The sequence below is a fragment of the Streptomyces sp. NRRL S-337 genome (assembly GCF_000720175.1).
Classification (GTDB): Bacteria; Actinomycetota; Actinomycetes; order Streptomycetales; family Streptomycetaceae; genus Streptomyces; species Streptomyces siderophoricus.
The window spans coordinates 61,328-76,366 of the sequence record NZ_JOIX01000019.1 but is presented as its reverse complement, the minus strand read 5'-3'; the positions used below and the strand labels follow the sequence as shown (position 1 = coordinate 76,366).

14 protein-coding genes are annotated in these 15,039 nt (G+C 72.2%); 5 read left to right on the top strand and 9 right to left on the bottom strand.

The annotated features are described in order from the left end of the window. Positions 1-25: 25 nt before the first annotated feature. The gene (locus IG62_RS0116805) at positions 26-481 is read left to right on the top strand and encodes a VOC family protein (RefSeq protein ID WP_051798161.1); all 456 of its coding nucleotides are present in this window, start codon (positions 26-28) and stop codon (positions 479-481) included. A gap of 6 nt (positions 482-487) precedes the next feature. On the opposite strand, the gene IG62_RS47820 is transcribed toward IG62_RS0116805, so the two are convergent. Beyond that, entirely contained in the window at positions 488-664 is a 177-nt protein-coding gene (locus tag IG62_RS47820; RefSeq protein WP_199812485.1) for a hypothetical protein, read from the bottom strand. Positions 665-862: 198 nt separating this feature from the next. Here IG62_RS47820 and IG62_RS0116795 point away from each other — a divergent pair, with 198 nt between their 5' ends. The 3 genes from IG62_RS0116795 to IG62_RS0116785 all read left to right on the top strand — a co-directional run bounded on the left by IG62_RS0116795 (position 863) and on the right by IG62_RS0116785 (position 3,893). Continuing rightward, positions 863-1,702, top strand: a complete 840-nt coding sequence (locus tag IG62_RS0116795; protein WP_030802884.1) for a GNAT family N-acetyltransferase — start codon at positions 863-865, stop codon at positions 1,700-1,702. A 110-nt stretch (positions 1,703-1,812) separates the two neighbouring features. Then, on the top strand, positions 1,813-2,496 hold the full coding sequence (locus tag IG62_RS0116790; RefSeq protein ID WP_030802881.1) for a GntR family transcriptional regulator: 684 nt from the start codon (positions 1,813-1,815) through the stop codon (positions 2,494-2,496). 143 nt (positions 2,497-2,639) lie between these two features. After that, complete coding sequence (locus tag IG62_RS0116785; protein ID WP_037838468.1) at positions 2,640-3,893, top strand: MFS transporter; 1,254 nt, start codon at positions 2,640-2,642, stop codon at positions 3,891-3,893. Positions 3,894-4,000: 107 nt separating this feature from the next. Here the strand turns inward: IG62_RS0116785 and IG62_RS0116780 are convergent, their stop codons facing one another. Next, positions 4,001-4,825, bottom strand: coding sequence for a maleylpyruvate isomerase family mycothiol-dependent enzyme (locus tag IG62_RS0116780; protein ID WP_030802875.1), 825 nt, complete (start codon positions 4,823-4,825; stop codon positions 4,001-4,003). A 154-nt stretch (positions 4,826-4,979) separates the two neighbouring features. Further along, positions 4,980-5,510, bottom strand: coding sequence for an LURP-one-related/scramblase family protein (locus IG62_RS0116775; protein ID WP_051798160.1), 531 nt, complete (start codon positions 5,508-5,510; stop codon positions 4,980-4,982). 64 nt (positions 5,511-5,574) lie between these two features. On the opposite strand from IG62_RS0116775, the gene IG62_RS0116770 reads away from it, so the two are divergent. Next, positions 5,575-7,377, top strand: coding sequence for an NHL domain-containing thioredoxin family protein (locus IG62_RS0116770; protein WP_030802869.1), 1,803 nt, complete (start codon positions 5,575-5,577; stop codon positions 7,375-7,377). Positions 7,378-7,447: 70 nt separating this feature from the next. Here the strand turns inward: IG62_RS0116770 and IG62_RS0116765 are convergent, their stop codons facing one another. The 6 genes from IG62_RS0116765 to IG62_RS0116740 all read right to left on the bottom strand — a co-directional run bounded on the left by IG62_RS0116765 (position 7,448) and on the right by IG62_RS0116740 (position 14,809). Next, a complete protein-coding gene (locus IG62_RS0116765) occupies positions 7,448-8,098 on the bottom strand; it encodes a DUF4232 domain-containing protein (protein WP_030802866.1) in 651 nt (216 codons plus the stop codon). A gap of 171 nt (positions 8,099-8,269) precedes the next feature. After that, positions 8,270-9,040: a helix-turn-helix domain-containing protein gene (locus tag IG62_RS0116760; protein WP_107052999.1), complete on the bottom strand. Its 771-nt coding sequence runs from the start codon at positions 9,038-9,040 to the stop codon at positions 8,270-8,272. A 305-nt stretch (positions 9,041-9,345) separates the two neighbouring features. Next, positions 9,346-10,269, bottom strand: a complete 924-nt coding sequence (locus tag IG62_RS0116755) for a hypothetical protein (protein WP_030802859.1) — start codon at positions 10,267-10,269, stop codon at positions 9,346-9,348. 293 nt (positions 10,270-10,562) lie between these two features. Next, positions 10,563-11,363, bottom strand: coding sequence for a DUF4232 domain-containing protein (locus tag IG62_RS0116750; protein ID WP_030802855.1), 801 nt, complete (start codon positions 11,361-11,363; stop codon positions 10,563-10,565). A 145-nt stretch (positions 11,364-11,508) separates the two neighbouring features. Then, entirely contained in the window at positions 11,509-13,512 is a 2,004-nt protein-coding gene (locus IG62_RS0116745) for an AfsR/SARP family transcriptional regulator (protein ID WP_030802853.1), read from the bottom strand. Position 13,513: 1 nt separating this feature from the next. After that, positions 13,514-14,809, bottom strand: a complete 1,296-nt coding sequence (locus IG62_RS0116740; RefSeq protein WP_030802850.1) for a M18 family aminopeptidase — start codon at positions 14,807-14,809, stop codon at positions 13,514-13,516. Positions 14,810-15,039 lie beyond the last annotated feature (230 nt).

The window sequence follows — 15,039 nt, the reverse complement described above, 5'->3', positions numbered from 1 at the left end:
TACCGACCGAGGAGGAACGGCGCTCATGCCGCAGACCACGTCTGAGACCACCACATCCCCGCACGACTCCGCGACCGCACCCGCACCCCAGGTGTGGCCGATGATCAGGGCCCGGGACGCCCGCGCCCTGATCCGGTTCCTGACCGAGGCGTTCGGCTTTGAAGCGACCGCGGTGTACGGCGACGGGGAGCGGGTCGAGCACGCCGAGCTCTCCTGGCCCGAGGGCGGCGGCATCATGCTCGGTTCGGTCCGCGAGGCGGACGACGACCCCTGCGGGCTGCAGCCGGGGGCCTGTGGCGCCTATGTGGTCACCGGCCGGCCCGACGCGTTGTGTGCCCGTGCCCGGGCCGCCGGCGCGGAGATCACCGACGAACCGGCCGACACCGACTACGGGTCCCGGGGCTTCAGCGCCCGCGACCCGGAGGGCAACCGCTGGTCCTTCGGCAGCTACCGCGGCGCGCCGCAGCCGGTCCGTTCGTAGGGCCGGTCAGCCGCGGATGAGCTGCACGGCGCGGCTGAAGTGGGCCACCGGCCCGGTCGGACCGGACTCATCGGCGTGTGCGGCGCCGCGGGTCAGCGCGACCCCCGCCCACAGGCCGGCGACGATCAACGCCAGTACGACGGTGTTCCGCGCACGACGGCCGGCGTTCGTCCTGGACTGCATGGTCAACTCCCCTTGAATCCCGGAGCCTCCCCGGCTCCATGCCTCCATTCACCCATGGAATCCGGGCCGCTCCGTACGCGCCAGGTACGGACTCGGGTCAGACCTGAGGTGGACCCGCCGTCCGCCTGTGGTCCCCCTTGCGACCGGGGCCGGGAAAGGGTTTGCCGTCGCCGGTCGCAGCCGCTTACCGTCGGCGGAATGAGCCGCGACTTGATCATCCGCCGGTACCGGGATGCTGACCAGGACGTTGTCATCGATCTCTGGTCGCGGGCGGTGCGCCGGGCGCATCCGTTCATCGAGGGGGAGGGCGAGGGCGAGCGCGCCCGGATCCTCCGCGAGGTGTATCTCGTCCGGGCCGAGAACTGGGTCGCCGAACGCGCGGGCACGGTCATCGGGCTGCTCGGCCTGCTCCCCGACGGCGAGATCGGCGGGCTGTTCGTCGCGCCGGAGGCCCAAGGCAGCGGCGTCGGCCGGCAGTTGGTGGAACACGGGGCGGCGCGGTACGGCGCGCTGACCCTGGAGGTCTTCGAGGGCAATGCCCGCGCCCGCCGCTTCTACGCGCACCTGGGCTTCACCGAGCGGGGGCGGCGGGTGGACGAGGAGACCGGCCACCCGCTGCTCGTGCTGGAACGGGCGGCGCCGCTGAGGTCGGTGAGCTGGCTGCACGTGCGGGAGGGCCGGCTGCTGAGCGTCCGCACGCGCGGCAACGACACGTTCTACCTCCCCGGCGGGAAGTACGAGCCCGGGGAGTCCGCCCCTGAGGCGCTGTCACGGGAGCTGTCCGAGGAACTTGGCCTCGACGTCCCCGCCGGGACCCTGACGGAGGCGTTCGTCATCCATGACGTCGCGCACGGCAAGAACGGCCGCCGGCTGCACATGACCTGCTTCACCGGCGGGCCACAGGACATCGTGCCGGTGCCGGGCCGGGAGATCGCCGAGTACGCCTGGTTCGACCGCCGGGAAGCGCGCGAGCGCTGTGCCCCGGCGCACTCCCAGGTCGTCGACCGCCTGGTGGCCCAGGGGCGGATGCCGGGCTGACGTACGGCTCCGAGCCGTCCGTCGATCGTCCACGCCCGTCCGCCCCCATCGATCGTCCGCATCGCGGAATCACGTTTCGGACGCATACCTGTTGTATCTATCCTGTGCGCATGCCCACCGCGTCCACGCCCACCGCCCCCGCCAGAGAATCCACCGCCAAACAACCGCCCGCCGCCGAGCGGGTCTATGCGCACGTCAAGGACGCCGTCCTGCAGCGCCGCTACGAGGGCGGCATGCTGCTCACCGAAGGCGAGCTGGCCGACGCGGTGGGCGTGTCACGGACGCCGGTGCGCGAGGCGCTGCTGCGCCTGGAGGTCGAGGGGCTGATCAAGCTCTACCCGAAGAAGGGCGCCATGGTGCTGCCGGTCTCCGCACAGGAGATCGCCGACGTGGTCGAGACCCGGCTGCTGGTGGAGAAGCACGCCGCCGCCAAGGCGGTGCCCGCGAGCGAGCCGCTGCTCACCGAGCTGACCGAGCTGCTGGACACCATGCGCGAGCAGGCCGCGTCCGGTGACCTGGCCGCCGTGTCCATCACCGACCGCGCCTTCCACGCCGCCATCGTGCGCAGCGCCGGCAACCAGATCCTGGACCGGCTCTACGAGCAGCTACGCGACCGCCAGTTGCGGATGGGCGTCGCGGTGATGCACGCCCACCCCGACCGGATCGCCAAGAACATCGCCGAGCACGCCGAGATCCTCGACGCGCTGCGGGCCGGCGACGCGGAGGCCGCGACCGAGGTCGTGCACCGGCACGTCAGCTGGGTCCGCAACCTCGCCCAGGGAGACGTGCGATGAGCGGTGGGACCGGCGGACCGGACGGCTCCATAGACGGCGGCTCCGGCACGGGCCCGGGGTCCGTCGGCGGCGGTTCCGCCTGCTCCGGCACAGGGGGCGGCGCCCGGCTGCTGACCGCCGACCCGCCCGGCGGCCCCCGGGCCATGGCGGTCTGGGGCATCGGCGTCGCCGTCTACTTCGTCGCGATCACCTACCGCACGAGCCTGGGCGTGGCCGGGCTGGACGCCGCCGAACGCTTCCACATCAACGCCTCGGCGCTGTCGACCTTCTCCATCCTCCAGCTGCTGGTGTACGCGGGGATGCAGATTCCCGTCGGCCTGCTGGTCGATCGGCTCGGCGCCAAAAGGGTGCTGACGCTCGGCGTCGTCCTCTACACCGCCGGCCAGTTCGGCTTCGCGCTCTCCGCTTCGTACCCCATGGCGCTCGGCTCGCGCGCGCTGCTGGGCTGCGGTGACGCGATGACCTTCATCAGCGTGCTGCGGCTGGGGTCGCGCTGGTTCCCGGCCCGGCGAGGCCCCATGATCGCCCAGATCGCCGCACTGGTCGGAATGGCCGGCAACCTCATCTCCACCCTCGTCCTCGCCCGCTTCCTGCACACCTTCGGCTGGACCCCGACCTTCGCCGCCAGTGCGGCCGGCGGCATCGTCGTGCTGATCGTGCTGCTGGCCTTCCTCAAAGACCACCCCGAGGGCTTCGAGCCGCCGCCGGCCCCGGCCGGGCACACCGGCACCGGGTTCGTGCGCCGGCAGATCGCGGACGTCTGGCGGGAGCCCGGCACCCGGCTGGGCATGTGGGTGCACTTCACCACCCAGTTCCCGGCCATGGTCTTCCTGCTGCTGTGGGGCCTGCCGTTCCTCGTCGAGGCACAGGGCTTGTCCCGCGGCACCGCCGGTGAACTGCTCACCCTGGTGGTGCTCTCCAACATGGCCGTGGGGCTGGTCTACGGCCAGATCATCGCCCGCCACCACGCCGCCCGTATGCCGCTGGCACTGGGCACGGTCGGCGCCACCGCCCTGCTCTGGGCGAGCGTGCTGAGCTGGCCGGCCGACCATGCGCCCATGGGCCTGCTGATCGCGCTCTGCGCCGTGCTGGGCGCCTGCGGTCCGGCGTCGATGATCGGCTTCGACTTCGCCCGGCCCGCTAATCCGCCCGAGCGCCAGGGCACCGCCTCCGGCATCGTCAACATGGGCGGCTTCACCGCGTCGATGACGACGCTGCTCGCGATCGGCGTCCTGCTGGACGCGACCGGCGACAACTACCGGATCGCCTTCGCCTCGGTCTTCGTCCTCGAAGCGGTCGGTGTCTCACAGATCTTGCGACTGCGCCGCCGGGCCGCCCGCCGCGAGCGTGAGCGGCTGGTCGTCAGCCGCGTCGAGGCGGTGCATGTTCCGGCCTGAGCGGCGCTGTTTCACGTGAAACGGCGGGTGCTGTTTCACGTGAAACGGGGGCCGGCCGACGCGGAGTGGTCCGCCGGCCCAAGTTCACTACGGCGTGACCGCGTTCACTACGGCGTGACCGCGAGGTTGTCCAGGATCGCCTCGGCCAGCTCCTGGTCACCATCGATCTTGATCTGCTCGGCGACCGCCGCCGGGCCGATGCGGCCGCAGGCCAGCTGGTGGAAGGTGTCCCAGTCCAGGGCGAGGGTCACCGTCGGGCCGAGCGACACGCTGCCGTCGATGGTGGCGTTGCCCTCGTTGTCGATCCGGACCGTACGCAGGAACTCCAGCGGGCCGCTGACGTCGAAGACCACCACCGAACCGGCGGGCGCCTGGGCCCTCTTGGAGACGATGCCGGGCAGCACCTTGACCAGCAGATCGCGGGTCACCTGCGCGCCGGGGGAGTCGAGATTGCCGGGCTTACCGAGCGCCCGGCGCAGGTCCTGCTCATGCACCCACACGTCGAACGCCCGCTGCTGGAGCACGAATTCCAGCGACCGGTCCTCATCGAGCGGGCTGCGCACCACCGCGTCGGGTTCGCGGGACTCGTTGCGCAGCTGCCGGGAACGGCGGATGACGGTGTATTCGAGCTCGCTGAGCATTTCCGGCGCGGTGTGGTGCCGGCGGACGTCGACCTGCACCTCCATGCGGCGCGCCGACTCACTGCGGACGTGGTAGAGGTCGCGCGGCAGGGTGTGAATCGGCCGTGGATCGCCCAGCATTTCGCATTCCAGGCCGATGATGTGCGAGACCACATCGCGAACCGACCATCCTGGCAGGCACGTCGCCCGGTTCCACTCGCCCTCGACGAGCGGAGTCACCAGCTCGGTTATCGCTTCTATGGAGTGCGTCCAGGCATCGATGGAGGACTGAAGGCTGGGATGGACGGTCACGGGACCCCTCGGACGGTTCGTACGCGGGCTGCTGTCTGTGCAGTTAAGTTACCGCTGCGCACGGGCACCCCGGCAGTGCTTTCGGGGGACCATCGTAGGACGATGTCCCGCGACCGCAGCGGGTTCCGGCGCGGGGTTCCCGGGCGCCCGTAGCTCAGTCCCCGCCGCGCTCCCGCTCGGCCAGCCGGATCACGCACACCGCGACGGCGATCAGCAGCGCCGGATCCGCGTCGTCCCGTACGACCTTGACGGCATAGGTGTCGCGCACGGTCAGCCAGCGCCGCGAGATGTCGGCGAGCAGTTCGCCCTCGTACTCGACGGCGAACTCCCGGTCCAGGATCTTGCCGCTGACGTCCAGCACGGTGCCGTCCGCCAGCTCCACACGGTAGTGGTTGCGCAGCAGCGAGAGCCGCTTGCGGCGGATGGTGGCCAGCGGCGCGTCGTCCCGCTCGATCGTCATCGTGTCGCGCACGGCCAGCATCTTCTTCCGGATGGTGATCAGCACCCGGCCTTCGGCGTCCTTCAGCTCGAACGTCTCCCGCATCCGGAGCGCCTTGCCGTCCACGAGGAAGGCGTGGCGGCCGTGTTCGTCGTCGATCCAGTAGTCGTCGCCGATGCCGAAGATCCGGTCGCGGACGAGGAAGGTGCCGGAGCGCGGCGACTGCGCCGCGGGTGAGGGCTGCATGGCTGACCTGTTCCCCGACGCCCCTGCGGAATGCGCACGCACCCGAGTGACGTTGAATGTCCACATGGCTTCACGTGCGCGCGTCCGGGCCCCCGAGCTGATCGGCAAGGGCGGCTGGCTGAATACCGGCAACAAGGACCTGACCCTCTCCGACCTGCGAGGACGCATCGTCGTCCTGGATTTCTGGACGTTCTGCTGTGTGAACTGCCTGCACGTCCTGGACGAGCTGCGGGAGCTGGAGGAGAAGCACCGCGACACGGTCGTGATCATCGGTGTGCACTCCCCGAAGTTCGTGCACGAGGCCGAACACCAGGCGGTGGTGGACGCCGTCGAGCGGTACGGCGTCGAGCACCCGGTCCTCGACGACCCCGAGCTCGCCACGTGGAAGCAGTACGCGGTCCGGGCCTGGCCGACGCTGGTGGTGATCGACCCTGAGGGGTACGTCGTCGCCCAGCACGCCGGCGAGGGCCATGCGCACGCCATCGCCACGCTCGTCGAGGAGCTGGAGGCCGAGCACGAGGCGAAGGGCACCCTGCGGCGCGGCGACGGCCCGTACGTACCGCCGGAGCCGGTCGCCACGGACCTGCGCTTCCCCGGCAAGGCGGTCCGGCTGCCGGGCGGCAGCTTCCTGGTCTCCGACACCACCCGCCACCAGCTCGTCGAGCTGGCCGAGGACGGCGAGCGGGTGCTGCGCCGGATCGGCAGCGGTGAGCGCGGCCTGACCCCGGACACCTTCAACGAACCGCAGGGCCTGGCCCTGCTGCCCGACGGCAAGGTCGCCGTCGCGGACACCGTCAACCACGCCCTGCGCGTCTTCGACCCCGCCAGCGGCACGCTGGAGACGGTGGCCGGCACCGGCAAGCAGTGGTGGCAGGGCTCCCCGACGTCCGGACCGGCGCGCGAGGTGGCCCTCTCCTCCCCGTGGGACATCGCCTGGTGGCAGGACCGGCTGTGGATCGCGATGGCCGGTGTGCACCAGCTGTGGACGTACGACCCGGCCACCGGCACGGTCGAGGTGGCCGCCGGCACGACGAACGAGGGCCTGGTGGACGGCCCGGCCGCCGAGGCCTGGTTCGCCCAGCCGTCCGGGCTCGCGGCGGCCGCTGACCGGCTGTGGATCGCGGACTCGGAGACCAGCGCGGTCCGCTGGGTCGAGCCCGCGGAGGACGGATACGTCATCCGCACGGCCGTCGGCACCGGTCTCTTCGACTTCGGCCACCGCGACGGCGCCGCCGGGCAGGCGCTGCTCCAGCACCCGCTGGGCGTCACCGCGCTGCCCGACGGCTCGGTCGCGATCGCGGACACCTACAACCACGCCCTGCGCCGCTACGACCCGGCGAGCGGCGAGGTGACGACGCTGGCGACGGATCTGCGCGAGCCGTCCGACGCGGTGCTCGTCGACGACGACATCGTGGTCGTCGAGTCCGCGCGGCACCGGCTGACCCGGCTGCGGCTGCCCGAGGAGGCGGTCCGGGTGGAGGCGGTGGCGCACCGCACCCAGCGTGCGGCCACCGAGGTGGCGCCGGGCGCACTCCGGCTCGATGTGGTCTTCCAGGCCCCGGCGGGCCAGAAGCTCGACACCCGCTACGGCCCGTCGACCCGGCTGCTGGTCAGCGCGACCCCGCCGGAACTGCTCGCCGACGGTGCGGGCGCCGGCACGGACCTCAGCCGGGAGCTGGTGCTCGCGGACGGGGTGACCGATGGCGTGCTGCACGTCTCGGCGATGGCCGCGTCCTGCGACGACGCCCCGGACATCGAGTACCCCGCCTGCCACGTCCACCAGCAGGACTGGGGCGTTCCGGTGACCGTCACCGAGGACGGCGTGGCCCGGCTCGGGCTGGTGCTGGCGGGGCTGGACGCCGCATAGCCCCCGGCGCCCGGGCCCGTTGACGGGGCCCGGGCCGTGCCGGTGGGGCGGCGGTGTTGGTGGTGCCGGATCAGTTCCCGACGCCGGCCGTCACTTCGGCCCCGTGGATGCTGTGCGACCAGTTGGTGATCTTGCTCTTGCCGACGGAGATGTGCAGCCGCTTCTCCGCGAAGTTCAGGGTGACCGGGCCGCGGGTGGTGGAACTCGCGGTGGAGCCCATGAAGTCGATGGTCACCGACTTCTGCTCGGTGCCCTTGCTGGCCGGCGTGTTGGTCGGGATGACCGCGTACGCATAGCCCTTGGCGGGCACGTCGATGGTCGAGCCCATGACATTGGGCTCGCCCGCCAGCAGCGGCAGCGGTGCCTTGGCGTTGTTGAAGCGCAGCCGCGGGCCGTTGTACAGCCGGCAGGTGTTGCTGGTGGTGTTCTTGAACTTCACCGTCACATGACTGTCCGGGCCGGTCTGCTGGGAGAACGTGACCCGGTAGGTGCTGGGCCAGCAGGGGGACACGCGGCGCGACGCCGCGCCGGCTCCCGCGCCTGCCGCGGCCGCACCGCCACCGATGATCTTCCGCTTCTTGCTCTTGGAGGACGAGGAGGAGGTCTTCTTCGACTTCTTCGAGGAGTGGCTGTTGCAGCCGGTCAGCGCGAGCGAACCGGCGAGCCCGAGGGCCAGCGCGGCGTACGCGGCGGAGCGGCGGCGGGAGCGGGGTGCGGTCATGGGTGGAGTCCCCCAGTGGGTCGCTACGGTCAGCGAGGTGTGTCTGTCATGGCACGGCCACGATATCGATTGCGGTTCGATCTTCCAGGGCGGGTGCGCGGCGGCTCCGGCCGGAGCGACGTCACCGCAGGTCAGCGACGCGCGGCGGAGTCGCGGCCCGGAAAGGCAGGGTCAGGATCCCTCCGGACAGGTCGGCAAGGTGGTGTTGTCGAGCTGTTCCGGCCGGATGCGGATTCCCGGCACCCACATCCTGGCGCCGTCGTGATCGACCCGGAACCAGATGCTGCTGTGCCCGCCCGCCTCGTCGGTGACCGACACACCGTTGGCGATCCGGCACACCGCACGCAGCACGTCGCCGTGCCAGACGTGCGCCACGACGTTGGAGCGCCGGTAGACCAGGTAGGGATCACGGGCCAGGCCGAGCGCACAGTTCTCGGTGCGGGGGCGCTGACAGGCCCGTTCGACGTTGTTGACGGTGATCCGGGCGGACCCGGTGCCCTTGGCGGAGGTCTCCGACCCCTGCACTCCGCCTGCGCCCACGCTGTCGTGCGAGGGGCCGTCCGAGGTCCGGTCCGGGCTGGTGAGCGCGGGAATGGCCACCGCGGCACCGGCCAGCACCGCGGCCGTCCCGAGCGCGGCGAGCACCAGCGGCAGCCGACGCCGTCCCCGCGCTCCCTGCTCCGTCCCCTGGTCCGCCGGCTCGTCCGTCCCGGCCGCTTCCCGTGCGAGGTCAGGGCCCGAGTCCGCTGCCTCCTGGGCCCGGTGCAGCAGATCGACGAGTGCGGGCAGCCGGTCCTCGCCGGTGAAGGAGAGCTTGCACCACTGCACCAGCAGCCGTTCATCGGGCAGCCCCTGGCCCCGCAAATAGCGCGAGAGCGACGAGCGGCTCGCCGGTAACCGGCCCTCCAACTCCTTGAGACTGTAACCGAGTTCACCATGCATACGGCGTAGAGCGAGGGCGAACTCACGGGTGGGACCGGAGAGATCGTCGGGTAGAGGAGCCAGTGGCTTACGTCGGGGATGAGCGGCGTGGTTCTGATTGCCAGGCACATCCCGCATTCCAGCACAGGGGACATGCGCGCGCGAGGGGCACTTCCGCTCCCCTGTGACGGAAGTACCCCTCGTTACACGATCCGGATCGGACCCGGACCAGCTGATGACGTTTCACGTGAAACGGGCCGTGCATCAGCGCCTCGCACCAGCCCCCTCGTTTCACGTGAAACAGTGACGCGAGGTCGTGCGGCGCCTCAGTCGCCGAACATCACCGGACGGTACGGCGTGAACTCCGCGTCCCCGCCCGGCAGGCCATAGGTCAGCGTCCGGTGGTCGGTGCCGTGGTCGCCGCGCTGCTCGTAGGCCGTGTACGAGGAGTGTGCGTCGTTGTTCCACTTCTCGAAGATCACCACGTGCCGGTTGTTGTTGTCCCCGGACGCATCGATGAGCAGGTCACCGGGCTTGAGTGCGCCGAGCGAAATCGGCCGGGTGATATCGCGGTTGGTGGCCAGCCCCACGGTGTTGGTGCCCGGCGTCGGCAGCCCGAGCGCCATGGACGCATAGCCCGAGCAGTCCTGGCGGTAGCCGTCCTTCCAGACCTGGGCCTGGCTGTACGGGACCTGGGCGCCATTGTTGGCGGTGAGCCAGGCGGCGGCCCGGTTCAGCATCTCCTGGCGGGAGCCGCTGGGCTGCGGCCGGCCGCCATCGCCGTGGACCGGTACGCCCGGCAGCCGGTCCTGCGGGACGTCCACCGCGACCACCGTGAGGAAGCCGGTGACCGGGCCCGTGAGGTGGGCCATGTACGTCGAGCAGGCGCTGCCCTGGCACACCTGGTGCCCGGTGTCGACCTGGTAGTCGGCGGTGATCCGGTCCTGGCCCGCGGCGGCCTTGTTGATCATGCCGACGGCGGGGGAGCTGACGTCGGGGCCGGCGTGCACCACCCATCGCGTCCCCCAGGTGGGAAAGTCCGCGGCGGCCGCCGCCTGCCGTCCGTCGGCGGCCGTGGACTGCCGTATGTCCGCGTCCGCGGTCTGCCGTATGCCGGTGGCGGCCGCAGGGCCGGGCTCGCTGCCGTGGGCCGGCACCGCGAATCCGGCGACGCCGATTCCCGCGGCGACCACCGCGGGCAGCACTTTCCGCACTGCGGCCCCGCGACCGCCTTGCGTGTGCTCCTTCATGCCGAGTCCCCTCCGTAGGCGGCCGGTTGGCCAATGGCCGGCGGCCGGTCGGTGAGCCGCCGGGTGGTCCCGCCGCGGCGACGGAGAACATCGTGGGACGGCGGAAGGGTGCCGGCCCCGGGCTTGGTGTCCCCTGAGACATCTCTGCCGCATGCATGGGAGTGACCTGCGGAGATGTTGGCTGGATGGGACGTCACGGGCTCCTGCGTGAGACATGACGGGACAACGGGAAGGGCGCCCGCTGGGGGATGCGGGCGCCCTGGTTCAAGGGAAGTCGGCGGTGGCGTGATGCCTTACCAGGCAGTGGCGTCGCCCGCGTCCGACTGCCAGTACGTCACCCACGCGCTGTCGTCGACGTACACCGCGCCGCCCGGCAGCGCCACCTTCGCCGAGCCGCCGACGCTGCCCTTGCCGTCACGGCCCGGCAGGCTGACGGACAGCGAGGTCCGCCGGCCGCCGTTGCGGCCGGAACCGTCGGCCGCGGAGGTCAGAACACCGGCGTAGCCCGACTCCCCGGGCGCCAGGGTGACCACCGCCTGCGGCCTGCTCTCCGGCAGGTCGGCGAGCGGCGACTGAGCGTCGTCGAAGCGCAGTTTGGGAGCGTAGTAGAGGTCGCAGGTGGCGCCGGAGGTGTTGGTGGCCACCAGCAGCAGGTGATTGACCGGCCGCTGCAGCGGCTTGGCGACGATCCGGATCGTCGCGGCGTCACAGGCGGAATGCCGGACGCCCGAGGTGCCGTGTCCGGCGGTCCCGCCGGCAGGACGAGCGTCGGTGCCGCCGGCTGCGCCGGGTACCTCGCGCCGTGCGGAGGCCTGCTCCGCCGCGCTGCCGTCGGGCCGGGCCCCGCTCCCCGCCTCACCGGCCTCCTTCTCCGGCAGCTTGCGGGCCGTCCGGGACGCCGAGTCCTGGACGCCCTGCACCGCGGGGTGGAACGGCTTGGCCTCGCTGGTCTGGAGCGGGTTGTCCTGGCCGCCGCAGGCGGTGAGGGTGAGCGCGGCCACCGCGGTCAGACCGGCGGCGGCGATCCGCAGCGCGCCACGAGGGGCGGTACGGGCGGTGCGAGGGCTGCTGGTGCGGTCCTGACGCTGCGGCATTGCGGTCTCCCCCGAGTCGGTCGGTCGATGCACTCAGATTGCCGCCCGCCGCTGCCGCGCCACTAACGCGCGCCTAACGTCCGTGCCCGCCGACGCCCTCAGCGCCTCATGTCCCTTACCGTCACCCGCTAGGCCACCCGCGCCGCTACGCCCCGCCCGCGCCGCTTCCTCCGCCCTCGCCGCGCTCGTCCCGGGCGAACAGCTGCGTCAGCGTGCTGATCGTGTAGACATCGGTGGCCTCCTCGTCCACCAGATGCATTTCGGCGAGCCGGTCCAGGCCGTCCTGGGTGCGCTCCGGGTCGTAACCGGCCAGCGCCGCCGCCACCGCCGCGTTGAGGTGCCCGTCCGCGCTGGTCGCCAGCGCCGACAGCAGCCGGGCGTCGTCCGCGGACAGCCGGGCGACGGACATTCGCAGCGCCGCCGCGATCCCGGTGTCCTCCGCCGACAGCAGCGCCAGCCGCCGCTGTTCGTCGCGCAGGGCGGCCGCGAGCCGGGCCAGCCGCCAGCGCGGCCGGGCGGTCAGCTGGGCGGCCGCGGCCCGCAGCGCCAGCGGCAGCCCGTCGCACAGGTCGACCAGTTCGCGCGCGGCGGCCGGGTCCTCGGCCACCCGCTCCGGCCCGAGCATGGCGCCGAGCAGCGCCGCGCCCTCCTCGTGACCGAGCGCCTGGAGACCCACCGGCCGGGCGCAGTCGGTGGCGACCAGGCCGTCGAGCCGGCTGCGGCTGGTGACGACCGTGGCGCAGTGCGGTCCGCCGGGCAGCAGCGGCCGTACCTGTGCCGAACTGCGGGCGTTGTCGAGGACGACCAGCAGCCGGCGCTCGGCGACCAGTGAACGGAACAGTGCCGAGGCGGCCTGCGCCGAGCCGGGAACCTGCTCCTGGGGGGTGCCGAGCGCGAGCAGGAAGTCGCGCAGGATCTCGGCCGGCGCCGCCTCGTCGCCCTCGCCGAAACCGCGGAGGTCGGCGAAGAGCTGGCCGTCGGGGAAGGCGTCGGCGTGCAGATGCGCCCACTGCACGGCACAGGCGGTCTTGCCGACGCCGACCGGTCCGGCGACCACCGCGAGCGGGCTCTCACCGGTCGTACGGTCCATCAAGGCGTCGGTCAGCGTCGCGAGTTGGTGCTCCCGGCCCAGGAAGCGGGCCGGCGGCCGGGGCAGCAGCCGCGGCGCGGCACCGGTCCGCTCGGCCCCGGCTCCCGGCCCGCCCGATACGGGACCGAACGGCGGAGCGGCGGAAAGCACTCCCTCGGGTCCCGGGCCGTCTGCCCCCGAACCCGCTGGGCTCCCCGGTGCGGGCACCCGGCCCCCGCCCGCGGAACGCGCTGCGCCCCGCTCCCCGCCCGCGAGCTGCGCCGTCTCCCGGTCCCTGCCCGTCGCCGGCTTCGTCGCGCTCCCGCGCCCGCTGCCCGCCGCCTCGGCGCGCAGGATCTCCTCGTACGCACTGCGCAGCCGCTCGCCGGGGTCGACGCCCAGTTCCTCGTTGAGCAGCCGGCGGGTGCGGTGGAACCACTCCAGCGCGTCGGACTGCCGCCCGGTGCGGAACAGCGCCCGCATCAGCCCGGCGATCAGCCCTTCCCGCAAGGGGTGGTTGGCGGCCGCGGAGTAGAGGATCGCCACCGCCTGGTCGTGCTCGCCGAGTGCGCCGTGCGCCCGGCCCAGTGCCTCCACGGCCGCCAGCCGGCGCTCCTCCAGCGCATGTGCCGCGGCCGCGAACGGCGGACTGGTGACCGTGCCGGTCAGTGCCGGCCCGCGCCACAGGCCCAGCGCCTCGCGCAGCAGTGCCACCGCGTCGGCCGGGGCCGCCTCGGGACGGGCCAGCGTCACCAGCTCGCTGAAGCGGTGGGCGTCGATCAGCTCCTCCGGCAGTCGCAGCAGATAGGCCGAGCCATGGGTGGCCAGCTCGATGCCGTACGCATCGGCGCCGCCCTCGGCGAGCGTGGCGCGCAGCCGGGAGACATGCCCCTGGACGACCGTGCGCGCATGCTCGGGCGGCTCGTCCTCCCACAGGGAGTCGATCAACTGCTCCAGCGGAACGGTGGTGTTGGGCTGCAGCAACAGCAGCGCCAGCACACTGCGCCGTTTTGCGGGGCCGAGCGGCAGCTCCCGGGAGCCGGCCGTCACGGCGATCGGGCCGAGCAGCGAGAAGTCCAACTCAGCCCTCCAGGAAGGCCGTCAGGGCGTTCGCGAGCAGGTGGGGGTCCTCGGCGCCGCACAGCTCGCGGGCCGAGTGCATGGACAGGATCGCCACGCCGATGTCGACGGTCGCGATGCCGTGCCGGGCCGCGGTGATCGGCCCGATGGTGGTCCCGCACGGCATCGAGTTGTTGGAGACGAAGCTCTGCCACGGCACGCCGGCGCGCTCGCAGGCCGCCGCGAAGACGGCCCGCCCGCTGCCGTCCGTGGCGTAGCGCTGGTTGACGTTCACCTTGAGGATCGGACCGCCGTTGGGCATCGGCTGGTGTCCCGGCTCGTGCCGCTCGCTGTAGTTGGGGTGGACGGCGTGCCCGGTGTCGGACGACAGGCAGATGGTGCCGGCGAAGGCCCGCGCCCGGTCCTCGTACGAGCCGCCGCGGGCGAACACCGAGCGCTCCAGGACCGTGCCGAGCAGTGGGCCGTCGGCGCCGGTGTCGGACTGGCTGCCGTTCTCCTCGTGGTCGAAGGCGGCCAGCACCGGGATGCTGGTCAGCGCGGAGCCCTGGGCGGCGGCCGCGGTGAGCGCGGCCGTACCGGCGTGCACGGACAGCAGGTTGTCCATCCGCGGCCCGGCGACCAGTTCGCGGTCGCGGCCCAGATAGGCCGGCGGCTCGATGCTGTGCACCATCAGGTCCCAGCCCTTGATGTCCCCGGCCGGGACGCCGATCTCCTCCGCGACGAAGGCGATCAGATCGCCCTCGGCCACCTCGCCCAGGCCCCAGATGGGCGTCATGTGCCGCTGCTTGTCGAGCTTGAGGCCCTCGGCGTTGACCGAACGGTCGAGGTGCACGGCGAGCTGCGGCACCCGCAGCAGCGCCCGGTCCACGTGCACGAGCCGGTGCTCCCCGCCGCCGAGGGTCACCCGGCCGCTCAGCCCGAGGTCGCGGTCGAGCCAGGTGTTGAGCAGGGTGCCGCCGTAGATCTCCACGGCGACCTGCCGCCAGCCGCGGGCGCCGGTGTCCGGAATCGGTTTGACCCGCAGATTGGGAGAGTCGGTGTGAGCCCCGACAATTCGGTACGGACTCGCCGGGCTCGCACCCTCGGGGACGTACCAGGCGATGATCGCGCCGCCGCGCAGCACGTACCGTCCGCCGCTCTCGCCGTCCCAGGCGTCGGTCTCCGCGACCTGCCGGAAACCTGCCTTTTCCAGCCGTTCCGCCGCATTGGCGACCGCGTGGTACGGCGACGGACTGGCGGCGAGGAAGGACATCAGGTCGTCGGTGTGGCCGCGATCGAAGCGGGCGGAGTTGGTCATGGATTCAGCATAAGGAGCCGGGCCCCGCATTCCCCGTGCGCGTGCGGAGTGACTCCGCTCCCTTCCGGCCACGATTTCTGCATTCCAGAACGAGAACCCCACTGGAACGAACGATTCCGGTCTGGTGGGCGGGTGGGTCGGACCAAGAATGACGAAGCCCGCCTCCCCGGGGGAAGGGAGGCGGGCAACGTCAGTCTGGACTGCCTCTATGAGAGACCTCTAAGAACGCC

Coding starts and splice junctions, on each gene's coding strand:
- IG62_RS0116805 (WP_051798161.1), top strand. CDS start 26: ATGCCGCAGACCACGTCTGAGACCACCACATCCCCGCACGACTCCGCG.
- IG62_RS47820 (WP_199812485.1), bottom strand. CDS start 664: ATGCAGTCCAGGACGAACGCCGGCCGTCGTGCGCGGAACACCGTCGTA.
- IG62_RS0116795 (WP_030802884.1), top strand. CDS start 863: ATGAGCCGCGACTTGATCATCCGCCGGTACCGGGATGCTGACCAGGAC.
- IG62_RS0116790 (WP_030802881.1), top strand. CDS start 1,813: ATGCCCACCGCGTCCACGCCCACCGCCCCCGCCAGAGAATCCACCGCC.
- IG62_RS0116785 (WP_037838468.1), top strand. CDS start 2,640: ATGGCGGTCTGGGGCATCGGCGTCGCCGTCTACTTCGTCGCGATCACC.
- IG62_RS0116775 (WP_051798160.1), bottom strand. CDS start 5,510: ATGCAGCCCTCACCCGCGGCGCAGTCGCCGCGCTCCGGCACCTTCCTC.
- IG62_RS0116770 (WP_030802869.1), top strand. CDS start 5,575: ATGGCTTCACGTGCGCGCGTCCGGGCCCCCGAGCTGATCGGCAAGGGC.
- IG62_RS0116765 (WP_030802866.1), bottom strand. CDS start 8,098: ATGACCGCACCCCGCTCCCGCCGCCGCTCCGCCGCGTACGCCGCGCTG.
- IG62_RS0116760 (WP_107052999.1), bottom strand. CDS start 9,040: ATGCATGGTGAACTCGGTTACAGTCTCAAGGAGTTGGAGGGCCGGTTA.
- IG62_RS0116755 (WP_030802859.1), bottom strand. CDS start 10,269: ATGAAGGAGCACACGCAAGGCGGTCGCGGGGCCGCAGTGCGGAAAGTG.
- IG62_RS0116750 (WP_030802855.1), bottom strand. CDS start 11,363: ATGCCGCAGCGTCAGGACCGCACCAGCAGCCCTCGCACCGCCCGTACC.
- IG62_RS0116740 (WP_030802850.1), bottom strand. CDS start 14,809: ATGACCAACTCCGCCCGCTTCGATCGCGGCCACACCGACGACCTGATG.